Annotated in this window: 13 protein-coding genes; 7 read left to right on the top strand and 6 right to left on the bottom strand. The window is 61.3% G+C overall.

The features are described 5' to 3' along the window. From narH to AC07OF_RS18990, 4 genes are all read right to left on the bottom strand, one after another. Nucleotides 1–1539 (bottom strand): nitrate reductase subunit beta, encoded by a 1539-nt coding sequence (gene narH, locus AC07OF_RS19005; protein WP_495073320.1) that lies wholly within the window; start codon nucleotides 1537–1539, stop codon nucleotides 1–3. Nucleotides 1540–1550: 11 nt separating this feature from the next. Then, nucleotides 1551–5318, bottom strand: coding sequence for a nitrate reductase subunit alpha (locus tag AC07OF_RS19000; RefSeq protein ID WP_157192198.1), 3768 nt, complete (start codon nucleotides 5316–5318; stop codon nucleotides 1551–1553). 69 nt (nucleotides 5319–5387) lie between these two features. After that, a complete protein-coding gene (locus AC07OF_RS18995) occupies nucleotides 5388–6785 on the bottom strand; it encodes a NarK family nitrate/nitrite MFS transporter (RefSeq protein ID WP_157192197.1) in 1398 nt (465 codons plus the stop codon). Next, entirely contained in the window at nucleotides 6772–8067 is a 1296-nt protein-coding gene (locus tag AC07OF_RS18990) for an MFS transporter (RefSeq protein WP_157192196.1), read from the bottom strand. The genes AC07OF_RS18995 and AC07OF_RS18990 overlap by 14 nt, the downstream gene beginning before the upstream one ends. 315 nt (nucleotides 8068–8382) lie before the next feature. On the opposite strand from AC07OF_RS18990, the gene AC07OF_RS18985 reads away from it, so the two are divergent. From AC07OF_RS18985 to AC07OF_RS18955, 7 genes are all read left to right on the top strand, one after another. Further along, nucleotides 8383–10185, top strand: coding sequence for a HAMP domain-containing protein (locus AC07OF_RS18985; RefSeq protein ID WP_157192195.1), 1803 nt, complete (start codon nucleotides 8383–8385; stop codon nucleotides 10183–10185). Further along, on the top strand, nucleotides 10182–10829 hold the full coding sequence (gene narL, locus AC07OF_RS18980) for a two-component system response regulator NarL (RefSeq protein WP_157192194.1): 648 nt from the start codon (nucleotides 10182–10184) through the stop codon (nucleotides 10827–10829). Before AC07OF_RS18985 ends, narL begins: the two co-directional genes overlap by 4 nt. A 79-nt stretch (nucleotides 10830–10908) precedes the next feature. Further along, a complete protein-coding gene (locus AC07OF_RS18975) occupies nucleotides 10909–11586 on the top strand; it encodes a Crp/Fnr family transcriptional regulator (RefSeq protein ID WP_038610026.1) in 678 nt (225 codons plus the stop codon). A 24-nt stretch (nucleotides 11587–11610) separates the two neighbouring features. Beyond that, a complete protein-coding gene (locus AC07OF_RS18970) occupies nucleotides 11611–11985 on the top strand; it encodes a putative zinc-binding protein (RefSeq protein WP_157192193.1) in 375 nt (124 codons plus the stop codon). A gap of 444 nt (nucleotides 11986–12429) precedes the next feature. Continuing rightward, nucleotides 12430–12681, top strand: coding sequence for a hypothetical protein (locus tag AC07OF_RS18965; RefSeq protein ID WP_274294610.1), 252 nt, complete (start codon nucleotides 12430–12432; stop codon nucleotides 12679–12681). 93 nt (nucleotides 12682–12774) lie between these two features. Beyond that, nucleotides 12775–13260 (top strand): Hcp family type VI secretion system effector, encoded by a 486-nt coding sequence (locus AC07OF_RS18960; protein WP_274294611.1) that lies wholly within the window; start codon nucleotides 12775–12777, stop codon nucleotides 13258–13260. After that, nucleotides 13257–13970 carry a DUF4225 domain-containing protein gene (locus AC07OF_RS18955; protein WP_476447237.1) on the top strand — a complete coding sequence of 238 codons (714 nt, stop codon included), beginning with the start codon at nucleotides 13257–13259 and terminating at the stop codon, nucleotides 13968–13970. Before AC07OF_RS18960 ends, AC07OF_RS18955 begins: the two co-directional genes overlap by 4 nt. 487 nt (nucleotides 13971–14457) lie before the next feature. Here AC07OF_RS18955 and ubiT read toward each other — a convergent pair whose 3' ends face one another. Next, complete coding sequence (ubiT, locus tag AC07OF_RS18950) at nucleotides 14458–14928, bottom strand: ubiquinone anaerobic biosynthesis accessory factor UbiT (protein ID WP_038610015.1); 471 nt, start codon at nucleotides 14926–14928, stop codon at nucleotides 14458–14460. After that, on the bottom strand, nucleotides 14922–15812 hold the full coding sequence (locus AC07OF_RS18945) for a U32 family peptidase (protein ID WP_157192189.1): 891 nt from the start codon (nucleotides 15810–15812) through the stop codon (nucleotides 14922–14924). Before AC07OF_RS18945 ends, ubiT begins: the two co-directional genes overlap by 7 nt. Nucleotides 15813–15816 lie beyond the last annotated feature (4 nt).

The raw sequence follows: 15816 nt of genomic DNA, 5'->3' as shown, positions 1-15816 counted from the left end.
TCAGTCCTCCCACAACTGTACGGTTTTGAGGATGTCGCGGCGGTTGGCCTTCTTCGCCCCGAACATGTTGGTGTCGGAGCTGCCGCTGCAGCCGCTGCCGAAACTGAAGCCGCACCCGGAACGTTCGGCGAAGGCGTCGCTCATGGCCTCTTCACGGTGCGCGCTCGGCACCACGTAGCGGTCCTCGTAGTTGGCGATGGCCAGGTAGCGGTACATCTCCTCGACCTGGTTCACGCTCAAGCCCACGTCTTTCAACACCTGCAGGTCCTGTACACCTTCAACCTGTTCGGCACGTTTGTAGGCGCGCATGGCCAGCAGGCGTTTGAGCGCACGCTTGACCGGTTTCTCGTCGCCGGCGGTGAGCAGGTTGGCCAGGTAGCGCAGCGGAATGCGCAGGCTGTCGACATCCGGGATCACCCCGTTCATGCCCACGGTGCCCGCAGCGGCTGCGTTCTGGATCGGCGACAGTGGCGGTACGTACCAGACCATCGGCAGCGTGCGGTACTCAGGGTGCAGCGGCAGCGCCAGCTTCCAGTCAACGGCCATCTTGTACACCGGCGAGCGTTGCGCGGCGTCGATCACCGACTGCGGCACGCCATCTTTCAGGGCCTGGCGAATCACTGCCGGATCGTGCGGATCGAGGAAAATCTCCAGCTGCTTCTCGTACAGGTCATGCTCATTGGCAGTGCTGGCCACTTCGCTGATGCGGTCGGCGTCGTACAGCAGCACACCAAGGTAACGGATACGTCCGACACAGGTTTCGGCACAGACCGTAGGCATGCCGGCTTCGATCCGTGGGTAGCAGAAGATGCACTTCTCGGACTTGCCGCTTTTCCAGTTGAAGTAGATCTTCTTGTACGGGCAGCCACTGATGCACATGCGCCAGCCGCGGCACTTCTCCTGGTCGATCAGGACAATGCCGTCTTCCTCACGCTTGTAGATCGCCCCGCTCGGGCACGATGCCGCACAGGCCGGGTTCAGGCAGTGCTCGCACAGGCGCGGCAGGTACATCATGAAGGTGTTTTCGTACTCTCCGTAGATGTCGGCCTGGATCTGGTCGAAGTTCTTGTCGTTGCGGCGCTTGGCGAACTCGGTGCCGAGAATCTCTTCCCAGTTCGGACCCCATTCGATCTTTTCCATGCGCTTGCCCGACACCAGCGAGCGCGGCCGCGCCGTCGGCTGATGCTCGCCCAAAGGCGCGGTATGCAGGTGCTGGTAATCGAAGTCGAACGGCTCGTAGTAATCGTCAAGGCCCGGCAGATCGGGGTTGGCGAAGATGTTCGCCAGCACCCGGAACTTGCCGCCGATGCGCGGGTTGATGCTGCCGTTGCTATTGCGGACCCAGCCGCCCTTCCACTTGTCCTGGTTTTCCCACTCTTTCGGGTAACCGACCCCAGGCTTGGTTTCGACGTTGTTGAACCAGGCGTATTCCATGCCTTCACGGCTGGTCCAGACGTTCTTGCAGGTGATCGAACAGGTGTGACAGCCGATGCATTTGTCCAGGTTCAGGACCATGCCAACTTGTGAACGAATCTTCATGACAGCACTCCTTATTCCATCTCGGTCGGCAGCGGACGTGGCAGCTCATCGCCGCGCGATCCGTCGAGCCAGTCGACCTTGGCCATCTTGCGTACCACGACGAATTCGTCGCGGTTGCAACCGACCGTGCCGTAATAGTTGAACCCATAGGCCTGCTGGGCATAGCCGCCGATCATGTGGGTCGGTTTGAGCACCACGCGGGTCACCGAGTTGTGGTGGCCGCCGCGGGTCTTGGTGGTTTCCGAGCCGGGTACGTTCACGATCCGTTCCTGGGCGTGGTACATCATCACCATGCCTTCCTTGACCCGCTGGCTGACCACCGCGCGGGCGGTCAGCGCACCGTTGGCGTTGAAGCACTCGATCCAGTCGTTGTCCTCGATACCGGCGCGCTGTGCGTCGATTTCCGAGAGCCAGACAATCGGCCCGCCACGGCTGAGGGTGAGCATCAGCAGGTTGTCGCTGTAGGTGCTGTGGATGCCCCACTTCTGGTGCGGGGTGATCCAGTTCAGGACGATCTCGGTGTGGCCGTTGCTGCGCTTGCCTTTCACTGCGGCGATGGTCTGGGTGTTGACCGGCGGCCGGTAGCTCATCAGCTGCTCACCGAAAGCCTGCATCCACGGGTGATCCTGGTAGAACTGCTGGCGGCCGGTGATGGTGCGCCACGGGATGTTCTCGTGAACGTTGGTGTAGCCGGCGTTGTAGCTGACATGATCGTCCTCGAGCCCCGACCAGGTCGGGCTGGAGATGATCTTGCGCGGCTGCGCCTGGATATCGCGGAAGCGGATCGCCTCGTGGGCCTTGGACAGCGCCAGGTGGCTGTGGTCGATGCCGGTGAACTCGGACAGTGCCGCCCAGGCCTTGACCGCCACATGGCCGTTGGTTTCCGGGGCCAGCGAGAGAATGACTTCCGCCGCATCGATCGCGGTATCGATCTTCGGCCGGCCCTGGCTGATGCCCGCATCGTTCTCGCGGTAGTTCAGCTCGCCGAGGAATTTCACTTCCTCATCGGTGTTCCAGTTGATGCCCTTGCCGCCGTTGCCGAGTTTTTCCAGCAGCGGGCCGAGCGAGGTGAACTGCTTGTAGATGTTCGGGTAGTTGCGCTCGACCACCTGGATGTTCGGCGCGTTCTTGCCCGGCTGCGGGGCGACGCCCGCGGTTTTCCAGTCGGTGCCGCCGAACGGCTGGGCCAGTTCACCGACGCTGTCGTGCATCAGCGGTACGGTGACCAGGTCCTGTTCGATGCCCAGGTGCCCCTCGGCCATCTTCGAGAACGCCTTGGCGATGCCTTTGTAGATTTCCCAGTCGGAACGCGATTCCCAGGCCGGATCGATAGCCGCCGACAGCGGGTGGATGAAGGGGTGCATGTCCGAGGTGTTCATGTCGTCCTTCTCGTACCAGGTCGCGGTCGGCAGGACGATGTCGGAATACACGCAGGTCGAGGACATGCGGAAGTCCAGGGTGGTGACCAGGTCGAGCTTGCCGATGGCACCCTCGTCAACCCATTCGGCTTCCTGCGGCTTGCAGTCGCCGACCTGGCCGATGTCTTCGTTCATCACGCCGTTGCGGGTGCCGAGCAGGTACTTGAGCATGTACTCGTGGCCCTTGCCCGAGGAGCCCAGCAGGTTGGAGCGCCAGATGAACATGTTGCGCGGGAAGTTCACCGGGTTGTCCGGCTGTTCGCAGGCAAAACGCAGGCTGCCGTCCTGCCAGCCCTTGACCACGTAGTCTTTCGGCGCCATGCCGGCGGCTGCGGCATCGCGGCAGATGTCCAGCGGGTTGCGGTTGAGCTGTGGCGCACTGGGCAGCCAGCCGGCGCGTTCGGCGCGGATGTTGTAGTCCAGGGCGTGCTCGGGGAACTGACTCTTGTCGGCCAGCGGCGAGAGCACGTCGTGCATGTTCATCTTCTCGTGACGCCACTGCGAGCTGTGGGCATAGAAGAAGCTGGTGCCGTTCATCTGCCGAGGCGGACGGTTCCAGTCCAGGCCGAAGGCCAGTGGCAGCCAGCCGCACTGCGGACGCAGTTTTTCCTGGCCGACATAGTGGGCCCAGCCACCACCGGTCTGGCCGACGCAACCGCAGAGCATGAGCATGTTGATCAGCCCGCGGTAGTTCATGTCCATGTGGTACCAGTGGTTCATCGCCGCACCGACGATGATCATCGAGCGGCCACGGGTCTTGTCGGCGTTGTCGGCAAACTCGCGGGCGATCTGGATGGCTTTCTCGCGGCTGACGCCGGTGATCTGCTCCTGCCAGGCCGGGGTGCCGGGCACACTGGCGTCGTCATAATCGCGGGCGACGTTGGCGCCACCCAGGCCGCGGTCGATGGCCAGGTTTGCTGCCGACAGGTCGAACACGGTGGCGACCTTGACCTGGCTGCCATCGGCCAGGGTCAGGCTGCGCACCGGCACACGGCGGTATTGCACGGCATCACCGGCGACATGCTGGAAGTGCTCGTGGGATTCGCCGGCGAAGTACGGGAAGGCCACTTCGGCGACGTCGCCACCGATCAGGCTCAGGGTCAGGTCGATGTCGCGACCGGCGCCGCCTTCACGCGGCAGGATGTTCCACTTGCCCTGCTCGCCCCAGCGATAGCCGATCGAACCCTGCGGCGACACCAGCTCGCCGTCGGCATCGAGGGCGATGGTTTTCCACTCGGGGTTGTTTTCCTGGCCGAGGTTACCGGCCAGGTCCGAGGCCCGCAGGAAGCGGTCCGGCTGATACCCGGCGCCCGGTGCAGTACCCAGCATGGGCTTGAGCAGCACCAGCACCGGCAGGTCGGTGTAACGCTTGGCGTACTCGGTGAAATAAGCGCTCGGCTGGTCGAGGTGGAATTCTTTGAAGATTACATGGTTGAACGCCTGGGCCAGAGCCGCGTCGGTGCCCTGCTTGGGGTTCAGCCACAGGTCGGTGAGCTTGGCCACTTCCGAGTAGTCGGGGGTGATGGCCACGGTCTTGGTGCCCTTGTAGCGCACCTCGGTGAAGAAGTGTGCATCCGGGGTACGGGTCTGCGGGACGTTGGAACCCCAGGCAATGATGTAGTTGGAGTTGTACCAGTCGGCCGATTCCGGCACGTCGGTCTGCTCGCCCCAGACCATCGGCGAAGCCGGTGGCAGGTCGCAGTACCAGTCGTAGAAGCTCAAGCAGGTGCCGCCGATCAGCGACAGGTAACGGGCACCGGCGGCATAGCTGACCATCGACATCGCCGGGATCGGCGAGAAGCCCACCACCCGGTCAGGGCCGTACTGCTTGACGGTATAGACGTTGGCCGCAGCGATGATCTCGGTGACTTCATCCCAGCTGGAGCGGATAAAGCCGCCCATGCCGCGCTTGCTCTTGTACGAGTCGGCCTTGGCCTTGTTCTCGACAATGCTCGCCCAGGCCTCGACCGGCGCCATGCTCTGGCGCGCCTCGCGCCACAGCTTGAGCAGCGGCTTGCGGATCTTCGGGTACTTGAGACGGTTGGCGCTGTAGATGTACCAGCTGTAGCTGGCACCCCGCGGGCAGCCGCGCGGTTCGTGGTTGGGCAGGTCGTTGCGGGTCCGCGGGTAGTCGGTCTGCTGGGTTTCCCAGGTGATCAGGCCGTTCTTTACATAGATTTTCCACGAACAGGAGCCTGTGCAGTTCACCCCGTGGGTGGAGCGCACGATCTTGTCGTACTGCCAGCGTGAACGGTAGACGTTCTCCCAGTCGCGCGACTCTTTGCGAGTCTCGCCGTGACCGTCGGAAAACTCGTTTTGCTTGCGGTTGAAGAACCGCAATTGATCGAGCAGATGACTCATGATGCTTTCCTCTCAGGCTTGCTGCGGGGTTCTGTGCCCCACCCACGCAAAAGTTGAATTCGGGTCCTGTCAGCAGGGTGCTTCGGCGCCTTTGCGCGCGTACCACCACCAGGTCACGACAATGCAGCTCAGGTAAAAACCGACGAACATGTAGAAAGCCAGCGCCGGGCTACCGGTCATGGCCATCGAACTGCCGAAAGTCTTGGGAATGAAGAAGGCGCCAAAGGCCCCCATGGCCGAACTGAAACCGAGCACCGCAGCGGATTCCTTGCCGGCGTTTTTCAGCGCCTGCTCGTGGCCCTTCGCGCCTTTGCCGGCGGCGGCCTTTTCATGCAGGGTGCGGAAGATCACCGGGATCATGCGGAAGGTCGAACCGTTGCCGATGCCGGTGGTGAAGAACAGCAGCATGAACATGCCGAGGAAGCCGTAGAAGTTGCCGGCCGCGCCCTGCTGCGGGATGAAGTGCAGCACACCGAAGACCATCACGATCATCAGCACGAAGTTCCACAGGGTCACCCGGGCGCCACCGAACTTGTCGGCCACCCAGCCGCCCAGAGGGCGTACCAGGGCACCGACCAGCGGGCCGAGGAAGGCGAAAGCCAGGGCGTTGACCTCGGGGAACGAGGTCTTGATCAGCATCGGGAAGGCCGCGGAGAAGCCGATGAACGAACCGAAGGTGGCCAGGTACAGCCAGCACATCAGCCAGTTGTGCTTGCGTTTGAAAATCACCGCCTGCTCGCTGAACGAGGCCTTGGCGCTGGACAAATCGTTCATGCCGAACCAGGCCAGCAGGGTTACGGCAATGATGAACGGCACCCACAGGAAGCCGGCGTTCTGCAGCCACAACTGGCTGCCGTCGGCCAGCACCTGGGGTTGCCCACCGAGTACACCGAATACACCGAAAGTGATCACCAGCGGCACGGCGAACTGCATCACCGAGACGCCGAGGTTACCCAGGCCGGCATTCAGGCCCAGTGCCGTGCCTTGCTGCGACTTGGGATAGAAGAAGCTGATGTTGGACATGCTCGAGGCGAAGTTGCCGCCGCCAAAGCCGCACAGCAGGGCAATCATCACGAACACACTGTAAGGGGTGCTCGGGTCTTGTACGGCAAAGCCCATCCACAGCGTCGGCAGCAGCAGCGAGGCGGTGCTCAGGGCAGTCCAGCGGCGGCCGCCGAAGATCGGCACCATGAACGAGTAGAACACCCGCAAGGTGGCGCCAGACAGGCCCGGCAAAGCCGCCAGCCAGAACAGCTGGTCGGTGCTGAAGGTAAAACCGATGGCGTTCAGGCGCACGATCACCGTGCTCCAGACCATCCACACGGCAAAGGCCAGCAGCAGTGCGGGAATCGAAATCCACAGGTTGCGGGTGGCGGTTTTCTTGCCGCTACGCCCCCAGAATGCGGGATCTTCAGGGCGCCAGTCGTGTATGACCGGGCCTGCGTCAGGCTGTTTAAGAACCGACATGGTCTTCTCCTTGGGCAATGCTGGAAAACGGGCTTGAGGTCGCCTGCGGCTGTTTGCCGAGCAGCGGGCGTTTGCGGATTTCGCTGAAGTACATCCAGATGAGCGACACCCAGACCACGCCGTACATCAGCATGAAGGCCGAGGAGCGCACGCCGGTCAGGTCCACCAGGGCGCCGAACATGATCGGCAGGATGAAGCCGCCCAGGCCGCCCGCCAGGCCGACGATGCCGGACACGGCGCCCATGTTTTGCGGGTAGTCATTGGCGATGTACTTGAACACCGAGGCTTTGCCGAAGGCGAAGGCAATGCCGATGATGAACAGCAGGACAGTGAACAGCACCGGGTTCAGGCCGATGTGGAAGTCCAGCGGGCCATTGAGGGTTTGCACCTGCAGCTGGGTCTGCGGGTAGGACAGCAGGAACAGGCAGATCCAGCTGACCCACAGCACCCACCAGGTCACGCTCTGCGCGCCCCAGCGGTCCGACATCCAGCCACCGACGGCGCGCAGCACGCCACCGGGCAAGGAGAAACAGGCGGCCAGCAGCGCTGCGCTTTGCAGGCTGAAGCCGTATTCGGCGACGTAGTACTTGGTCATCCACAGCGCCAGGGCCACATAGCCGCCGAAGACAATCGAGTAGTACTGGCAGTAGCGCCACACCGCAGGATCTTTCAGGGCCTTGAGCTGCTCGCCGAGGTTGGCGCCCTTGGCGCTGCGGTGGGCCTTGTTGTCGGCGCTGAGGAACCAGAACAGCAAGGCGGTGATGAACAGGATTGCACTGAAGACTTTCGGCACCAGCTGCCAGCTGCCCGCGGCAATCAGCGCCGGGGCGAGAAACTTGGTCACTGCCGAGCCTGCGTTACCGGCACCGAACACGCCCATGGCAAAGCCCTGGTTGTCTTTGTCGAACCATTTGGCGACGTAGGCGATACCAACCGAGAACGAGCCCCCGGCCAGACCGACAAACAACCCCAGCACCAGGAACTGCCAGTAGGCGGTGGCGTGGCTGATCAGGTACAGCGGCAGCACACAGGCGAGCATCAGCAGGAAGAACACGCTGCGTCCGCCAAAACGGTCGGTCAACAGCCCCAGCGGCAGGCGCACCAGCGAGCCGGTCAGCACCGGGGTGGCGGCCAGCAGGCCGAACTGGGTTTCGTTGAGCTGGAGCAGTTCCTTGATCGGTACGCCGAGCACGGCAAACATCATCCAGACCATGAAACAGACGGTGAAAGCCAGCGTGCTCATGCCCAGTACCAGGCCTTGTCGTACACGCGGTGGGGTCATGTTGGGTCTCCAGTCAGTTCGCTATGGCCGCAGACTAGAGAGGCAAACCCCGGAAAAACTTGACCCGGATCAAAGAAGCCTGGACGCCTCCAGGCCTATGCTTGTACTGCCTACCTCCAACGAGGTAGGTCCGAAAAACCTCTAAACCCTTTGTTTATCAGTGTCTTGCCGGTTTCATGCAGGATATTCGGGCGAAGCCTTCGGATAAGAACTCTTTAGAGGTAGAGCGCCAGGGACCGGTCGCCAAACCATCGGCAGCCCCCCAATGGAGCCCTGCATGTGCACTTTCCCCCTCCTGCGCTCAGGCCTGCGGCCATGACCCGCTGGCTACGTAGCTCGCTGCCCGCGCGTGCGGGCGTGGCGGTGATCCTGATCGCGGTGCTGGCGCTGGCCAGCTCGCTGAGCGCCGGCCTGATCGCCTGGTTCAGCCAGGGCGATGCGGCAGCGATCAACACCGCAGGCTCGGTGCGCATGGAGACCTACCGCCTGAGCTGGAACCTGGCCTCCGGCGCCGATCGCGAAGCAATCGACCGCATCCGTGAAAGCCTGCAACAACGGCTCAACAGCCAGACGCTCAAGAGCGTGCTGGAAGACGGTAGCAACGAGGCGCTCAATGGCAGCTACCAACAGCTGCAGGACTACTGGCAGAACACCCTCGGCCCGGCCCTTGAGCGTGGCGACGCCATAGCGTTCCAGGCCAGCACCCTGCCCTTCATCGAGCAGCTCAACCAGTTCGTCAACCTGCTGCAGCGCCAGAGCGAACACAAGCAATCCTGGCAACAGATCATTCAAGGCGTGGCACTGTTCATCACCATGATCGTCCTGCTGGTTGGCCTCTACGAACTGCAAAGCAGCGTGATCAGCCCGCTGCAGGAACTGGTCGACGCCACCCAGCGCTTTCGCCGCGGCGAGTACCAGGCGCGGGTCAACCATCAGTCCGAGGATGAGTTGGGCCAGCTGGCCACCAGCTTCAACGCCATGGCCGAGACCATCGAGCAATCCCACCGCACCCTCGAAACCCAGGTCCGGCAAAAAACCCTGAACCTGCAGCAGGCCAACGCCGCCCTCGAACTGCTGTATCAAAGCAGCCGCAGCCTGGCCACGCGCCTGGCCAACGCCGAGGGGCTGGATGAGTTGATCCGGCGTTTTCAGCAACGCCTGCCCGGCCTGCGTCTGTCGCTGTGCCTGCAGGGTCAACTACAGGCCCCGGCCCAGCAATTGCTCGCCCTGGACGGTGCCGACAGCCGCAAGGTCTGCGCCAGCAGCGATTGCGCCACCTGCCAGCGCCATGAGCAACTGAATCCGCACATCTACAGCATCAGCAACCAGGGCAGCTCACTGGGTGAACTGAAGGCGCACTTTATCGATGGTCATGCGCCGCAGGCCTGGGAAACCCAGCTCATCCAGGCCCTGGCCAACCTCATCGGCACCTCGCTGTCACTCAAACGCCAACGCGAGCAGGACCATCGCCTGCTGCTGCTCGAAGAGCGCGCCATCATCGCCCGCGAGTTGCATGACTCACTGGCCCAGGCGCTGTCCTACATGAAACTGCAGGTCAGCCGCATGCAGACCCTGATGCGCCGCGGCGAGCCGGTAGAGACCCTGGAAGGCGTCACCGCCGAGCTGCGCGAAGGCTTGAACAACGCCTACCGCCAGCTGCGCGAACTGCTCACCACCTTTCGCCTGCAGATTCACGACGCCGGCCTGATGCAGGGTCTCAAGGACACCGCGAAGGAGTTCAGCCGCCGTGGTGATTTCCAGGTTCACCTGCACGTCGACAACCTGGCCTTCGAACTGTCGGCCAGCGAACAGATCCACATCCTGCAGATCACCCGCGAGGCGCTGTCCAACTGCCTGCGCCACGCCCATGCGCAAAACGCCTGGCTGCAACTGCGCCAGGACGGTGAAACCGTACGCCTGTCGATCGAAGACGACGGACGCGGCTTCATCGGCAGTCGTGACCCACGCGAACATCACGGCCTGAACATCATGGATGAGCGCTCGCGCAGCCTGCACGGCCAGTTGCAGATTCTTTCCAGGGAGCCGCAAGGCACCCTCGTCCAGATGGAGTTCCGCCCGGAATTCCTCGGCCGCCATCCCCAAGGAAATGTCACATGAATAGCCCTGCGCGTTGCCGCATCCTCCTGGTCGACGACCATCCCATGATGCGTCGTGGCATCCGCCAGATGCTCGAACTGGAAGACGATTTCGAGATCGTCGGCGAAGCCAACCACGGCGAAGAAGCCCTGGCCATGATCGAGCCCCTGCAACCGGACCTGGTGCTGCTCGACAACAACATGCCGCAGATGAATGGCATCGAAACCCTGCGCCACCTGCGCAGCCTGGCCTATGCCGGCAAAGTCCTGCTGTTCACCGTTTCCGATGCCGAAGACGATATCCGCGATGCCCTGCGCCTGGACGCCGATGGCTATCTGCTCAAGGACATGGAGCCGGAGTTGCTGATCCAGTACATCCGCGATGCCATGAACGGCGCACTGGTGATCAGCCCCGGCCTCACCCAGGTCATGGCCCAGGCCCTGCGCTCACCGCCCCGGCATGCCGAAGTGGAGCTGACCGAACGCGAGCGCCAGGTGCTCAAGACCATCGCCAGCGGCTACAGCAACAAGGTCATCGGCCACAAACTGGGGATTACCGAAGGCACGGTCAAAGTCCACGTGAAGAACCTGCTGCACAAACTCGGTTTGCGCTCACGGGTCGAGGCGGCGGTCTGGGCCATGGAGCATCTGCGTCAACACGGCTGACTGCCCCTTTGGAGGTAGACCTGCGGAGGCATAGGCCGCAGGTGCCGGGCGTTTTACCATGGCCGGCAGGAGGTACGCCATGCTGACCCACCCTTCCCTCGTACTGTTTTTGCGCCGCCATCACCTGTTCAGCCACTTGCCCGAACGCATTTTCGAACAGGTCTGCGGCCTGGCCATGCAACGCCGCCTCGGTTGTCACGACACCCTCATGCACCAGGGCGACCCGGCCAAACGCTTCTTCCTGCTGGTCAGTGGCCAGATCAAGCTGTACCGCATCACCGCCCAGGGCCAGGAGAACCTGGTAGAGATCATCCAGCCCGGGCAATCCTTCGCCGAAGCCCTGCTGTTCAGCCAGACCCGCTACTACCCGGTGAGCGCCACCGCGCTCAAGGACAGCGTGGTGGTCAGCATCGAGGGCGGCCACTACCGCAATGCCCTGGAAGACCAGCCGCAAGTGTGCCTGGCGATCCTCGCGAGCATGAGCATCCACCTGCACCAGCGGCTCAAGGACATCGACACCCTGACCCTGGCCAGCGCCAGCCAGCGGGTGATCAGCTTCCTTCTGCAGGAGCAGGACCCCGAGGACGGCCGCGTCGTACTGCAGGTGTCCAAACGCCTGGTGGCGTCGAAACTGGGGATCCAGCCGGAAACCTTTTCACGCATCCTCCACCGTCTGGTGGAGAGCGGCCTGATTGCCATGGAGCGCCGCGACATCCGCATTCTGGCGACCGAGGCGTTGGTCGATTATCAAGCCTGACGGACCTATCACTGGAGAGTCTTCATGCCCCGCACTGCCCTGCCTCTGGTCTACGCCTGCTCCGGTTGCTCCAACGTTGCGCAACTGGCCAACAACGTCGCGCTGCGCCTCGACCGTGAAGGCCTGGCGCAGATGTCGTGCATCGCCGGGGTCGGCGGGCAGGTGCCGGCGCTGGTCAATCTGGCCTGCTCGGGACGCTGGATTCTGGCGCTGGACGGCTGCCCGCTGCAGTGTGTTGCCGGTTGCCTGCGCCAGCACGGTCTGCAGGCCGACAAGCACCTGATCCTCAGCCAGCAGGGGCTGCGCAAGCGTTATGGCGAGGATTGCAGCGCGGCGCAGGCCGATGAGTTGTTTGCCGAGGTCAGGCAGTTGCTGGTGAATTGTGCCGGTCAAAAGTGACGTGCCGTGAGGACGTAAAGGTGACCTGAAACTTCACTGCGAACGGAACAGCTCGTCATATTCCAAGCCATAGTCCCTCCAACGAGAAACCTATCAATTTGATGTAGTGGCCCTACCGACTGATTTGCCTACGGCGGTCCACTTCAGCACTCCCCACAGCTCACATCGCTTGCAACACCAGCCCGTCGGCGCTATCGTCCCCTGTCGCTGCAAACTCAGCGATCAGGTTTGGCGACCTGAACTACCCAAGGCGCATAGGCGCCCATACATGAATGCTGGCGCTTTTTTTGCGCCCGCATGTCCGTGCTATGGCGGCTGTGCGTGGGAGACATTCGTGTCTGCCGGTTTCTTTGGGTACCGGTTCGCCAACCTGCGCACAGCTGCCACCCTCAATCGTTTGGCGACGGTTCGTGGCAGCTCCCATTACCCAAAGGAGTTCCACCCATGCAAATTTTCAACTCAACGACATCACAGCTGCGCTTCGAAGAGTCTACTCAGCAGCTCCAAACTTGCCTCTGGACCTTAGAGCTGCTTTCCGAGGTCCTTATCGAAAATGACGATCGTCAAGGCAGTCTTCCCGAACCTCAACTTACCTTTCGAAATATCGCCGGTCTTCATGGTGCGCTTCGCATCATCAATCGCTTAGCAGGTGAGGAATGTTCGAAGTTGATAGCGATGGGCGCCACTCACCAATAAGGCACCGTCCTACGGGCTGCCGGGAAGTTACCTACATACAGGAAAACGCTTCCCTGGCTAGCCTGCCTACTCCAACGACAAGGAGTAGCGCTTATGGCCAGTCACGGCTACATGACCATCACCGGCAACCAACAAGGTGTGATTTCCGCCGGCTGTTCAACACCCGACTCCATTGGTAACAAATGCCAGAGCGGCCATACCGATGAAATCATGGTGTTGTCGTACACACACAGCATGATCAACGTCGACAACACCCCGAATCCCACCCATCATCCCATCGTCATTACCAAAGCCATTGACAAGTCATCTCCCTTGTTGGCTCAAGCCTTGGCTACCCGGGAAGAAATCGAATGCCAGATCCACTTTTATCGGGTTAGCCCGAATGGAGGGCAGGAAAAGTACTTCAGCGTCGAGATTAAAGGTGGCCAGGTAGCAGAACTGGTATCGGATGTCCCTCACGCGGTACTGCAGAACGAGACGGAAGCTCAGGAAGTGCTCTCGCTGCGTTACCAGACCATCCGCTGGACCCACCACATCGCCGGCACAAGCGCTTATACCTACTGGGGCGCGGGTAAATGACTTCACGCCCCTCTCCATTATTATTGGACCCTAACGACTACTGGGTTGTCTGCGAAGCCGCAAGTAGTCTGACTAAACAGGCCTGCACTCTCGCTGCCATACATATCAAGGACGGTGTGGTTCGCACGCAGTTCAACCGGGAGATGGCCTATTACGCCAAACACATTGCCGACGACGTAGCGAATGGGAAGAAGACGCCGGATGAGGCGTTGCTGGAGATCAAGAATGAACAGTGGAGTCTGATCAATCAGTCACTGGAGATTAGCAGAAAAGGTGCCGGGGTCATTGCGGGGGTATTCCAGGTAGCTGCTGGAGCGACAATCTGCGCCAGTCCTGCGATTATACTTTGCGGTGTGGCTGGCCTCCCGATGATCGCACACGGTGCGAACAACATTTACGAGAATGGTGAGAATTTACTGACGGGGCGTTCGGATAGTGAGGGCTGGGTTCGAAAAGGTTATCAGGCCGTCACGAAGTCCATGGGTGGCAGCATGCGAGATGGAAATATCGCTTATGGGGTGTCTGATATCGGGTTGTCCGTTTATGGAATGACCAGAATGGTGTTGAGAACAGGGGCATGGAAACTATTCAAATATATACCCTCTGATTACGTGCGCTCTTATATAAATATGAGCAGAGGGGCGATTGTATTTGAAGTAGGTGTCGACATGTTGACCGGAGAGCAGGTGTATGTAGAGACAAAAAAATGATCCTGTCGCTGTATATTGGTGCTTCGCTGATAGCTGTGACAGTGGCTTACTGCCTAAGATTCCAGCTTTCCGGGCCCCAATTAGGCCACCTGAAGTCTTTCGCTTGCCTGGCCTTTAATCTGTTCTTCGTAACCTATCACTTGAGGTGGTTTAAAAGAGAGTACCTTCTGTTCGTTGGCTACACCCCTGATCTTTTCAATGAACATTTATCACTGCAGTGGTTGATTTTTGGGTGTTTGATCTTGCATTGCTTTGCTAATCCGGTGGGGTGGAAGCTCAGGCGTTGGTACTCGCCGTGGTGATACGAGGTCGCCATCGCCAATAGATCAACCCCATTCCAAAACCGGCACTCAGCGACCCCGTTGAGATTGCCCCCTTGTGGGAGCTGGCCTTGCCAGCGACACAGACGCTGCGCAACACCCGACACACCGCGGCGATTTCATCGCCAGCAAGGCCGGCTCCCACACTGATCTCTGCCGTCCGCAGTTCAGCCTGTTGCCAAGCCCTTCCCTGCCCGCTCCAGATTTCGCCACAACCACACCGGCAACACTTCCGGGTCGAGGCTGTCGATCAGGTTCTTCAGGGTCAGGCCCAGTTCGGTATCGCCTTCAATCACCAGCCGTCGCCGGAAGAACAAGGTATCCGGATCTTCCTGACGGCTGGCCAGCAGCAGGAACTCGCGCCAGTTGCCGCGAATGGTGACATCCGCTTTGGCCTTTTCGGCAATCTGCAAGCCGTAAAGGCTGCGGGTCAGGTACCAGGTCAGGTCCAGGTCGGGAATCCGCAGGCACAGCCAGCGCCCGCGCAGCAAATCGAACTCGCCGTCTTTCAGTGGCTCAGCCAGGCAGCGGTTCAGCGCTTGTTGCAGCGCGACACGTTGCAGCACGAACGGCACCCGCCGGATCAGCGGGAGCAAGCGGTCGGCACCGCGCAGCAGCCATTTTTTCTGGTTCAGCACAGGCCCACCTCCTCGACACGCAACATCCCCGCCTGGCCATGCCAATAACCGTTGCAACCCTCGACGTGCAAGGGCGCTGCTCCACCTTCACGCACCTGCTGGAACGCCGCGATCACCTCGGCCATGCCCTGCGCGCGCGGGCTCAAGCGCAGCAGATCGGCACCGCTGGCGGCAAGGCCGGCATAGTCGGCCAGCAAGTTAGTGACCTCGGCCGACATCGTCTGGATACCGTTGAGGGTGAACAGTGGCTGGCCTTCCTGACTGCTCAGCGCCAGGCCATCGGGGTAGTTGAGGCAGCAGAACTGGCAATCATCCTTGGGCCGGTTTTCGGCGCGGGCGGTAAAGCAACGCGCCGAATACGCCAGCGGCAGGTGCCCATAGGCGAAGACTTCGACCTCGGGCAGCTCACGGCCCAACGCCTTGACCTGGTCGAGTATGGAACGGATCAATGCTGCCGAACATTCCACCGGCGGCACCCAACGGATCATCCCGCAGTCCTGCAGCTGTGCCAGGGCATGGCCGTTGTACAGGTTGAGCGCCGGGCCGCCGACGAAGGGCAGCTTGCGTTCAGCCAGAAACTGCACCGCGCCCATGTCGTTGGCTTCCACCAGCAACTGACCGTTGTCGCACAAGCGCCGCAGGCTGGAGAGTTCGGAAGCGGCTTCGACCAGGGTCAGGCTCGACAGTACGATCTGCGCCTGCGTGCATTCCTGCAGCTCGCGGCCGAGGCCCAGCCAATGCTCCAGGTTCATCGCCCGGCGTTTCGAGCAGACGGTTTCACCAAGGTAAATCACATCCAGCGGCAAGGCGGCCATCTCGGAATAGAAACGCCCCAATTGCTCCTTGTCCCAGTAATACAGAACGGGTCCCAGGCTGAGTTTCATCTGC

The sequence above is a fragment of the Pseudomonas sp. GW821-FHT10B02 genome (assembly GCF_059415665.1).
This window is presented reverse-complemented; position numbering and strand designations above follow the sequence as displayed.

Excerpts from the sequence above, each read along its gene's own strand:
- AC07OF_RS18985 (WP_157192195.1), top strand. The coding sequence starts at position 8,383 with ATGACCCGCTGGCTACGTAGCTCGCTGCCCGCGCGTGCGGGCGTGGCG.
- AC07OF_RS18995 (WP_157192197.1), bottom strand. The coding sequence starts at position 6,785 with ATGTCGGTTCTTAAACAGCCTGACGCAGGCCCGGTCATACACGACTGG.
- AC07OF_RS18990 (WP_157192196.1), bottom strand. The coding sequence starts at position 8,067 with ATGACCCCACCGCGTGTACGACAAGGCCTGGTACTGGGCATGAGCACG.
- AC07OF_RS18945 (WP_157192189.1), bottom strand. The coding sequence starts at position 15,812 with ATGAAACTCAGCCTGGGACCCGTTCTGTATTACTGGGACAAGGAGCAA.
- narL (WP_157192194.1), top strand. The coding sequence starts at position 10,182 with ATGAATAGCCCTGCGCGTTGCCGCATCCTCCTGGTCGACGACCATCCC.
- AC07OF_RS18955 (WP_476447237.1), top strand. The coding sequence starts at position 13,257 with ATGACTTCACGCCCCTCTCCATTATTATTGGACCCTAACGACTACTGG.
- narH (WP_495073320.1), bottom strand. The coding sequence starts at position 1,539 with ATGAAGATTCGTTCACAAGTTGGCATGGTCCTGAACCTGGACAAATGC.
- AC07OF_RS19000 (WP_157192198.1), bottom strand. The coding sequence starts at position 5,318 with ATGAGTCATCTGCTCGATCAATTGCGGTTCTTCAACCGCAAGCAAAAC.
- AC07OF_RS18970 (WP_157192193.1), top strand. The coding sequence starts at position 11,611 with ATGCCCCGCACTGCCCTGCCTCTGGTCTACGCCTGCTCCGGTTGCTCC.
- AC07OF_RS18975 (WP_038610026.1), top strand. The coding sequence starts at position 10,909 with ATGCTGACCCACCCTTCCCTCGTACTGTTTTTGCGCCGCCATCACCTG.
- AC07OF_RS18965 (WP_274294610.1), top strand. The coding sequence starts at position 12,430 with ATGCAAATTTTCAACTCAACGACATCACAGCTGCGCTTCGAAGAGTCT.
- AC07OF_RS18960 (WP_274294611.1), top strand. The coding sequence starts at position 12,775 with ATGGCCAGTCACGGCTACATGACCATCACCGGCAACCAACAAGGTGTG.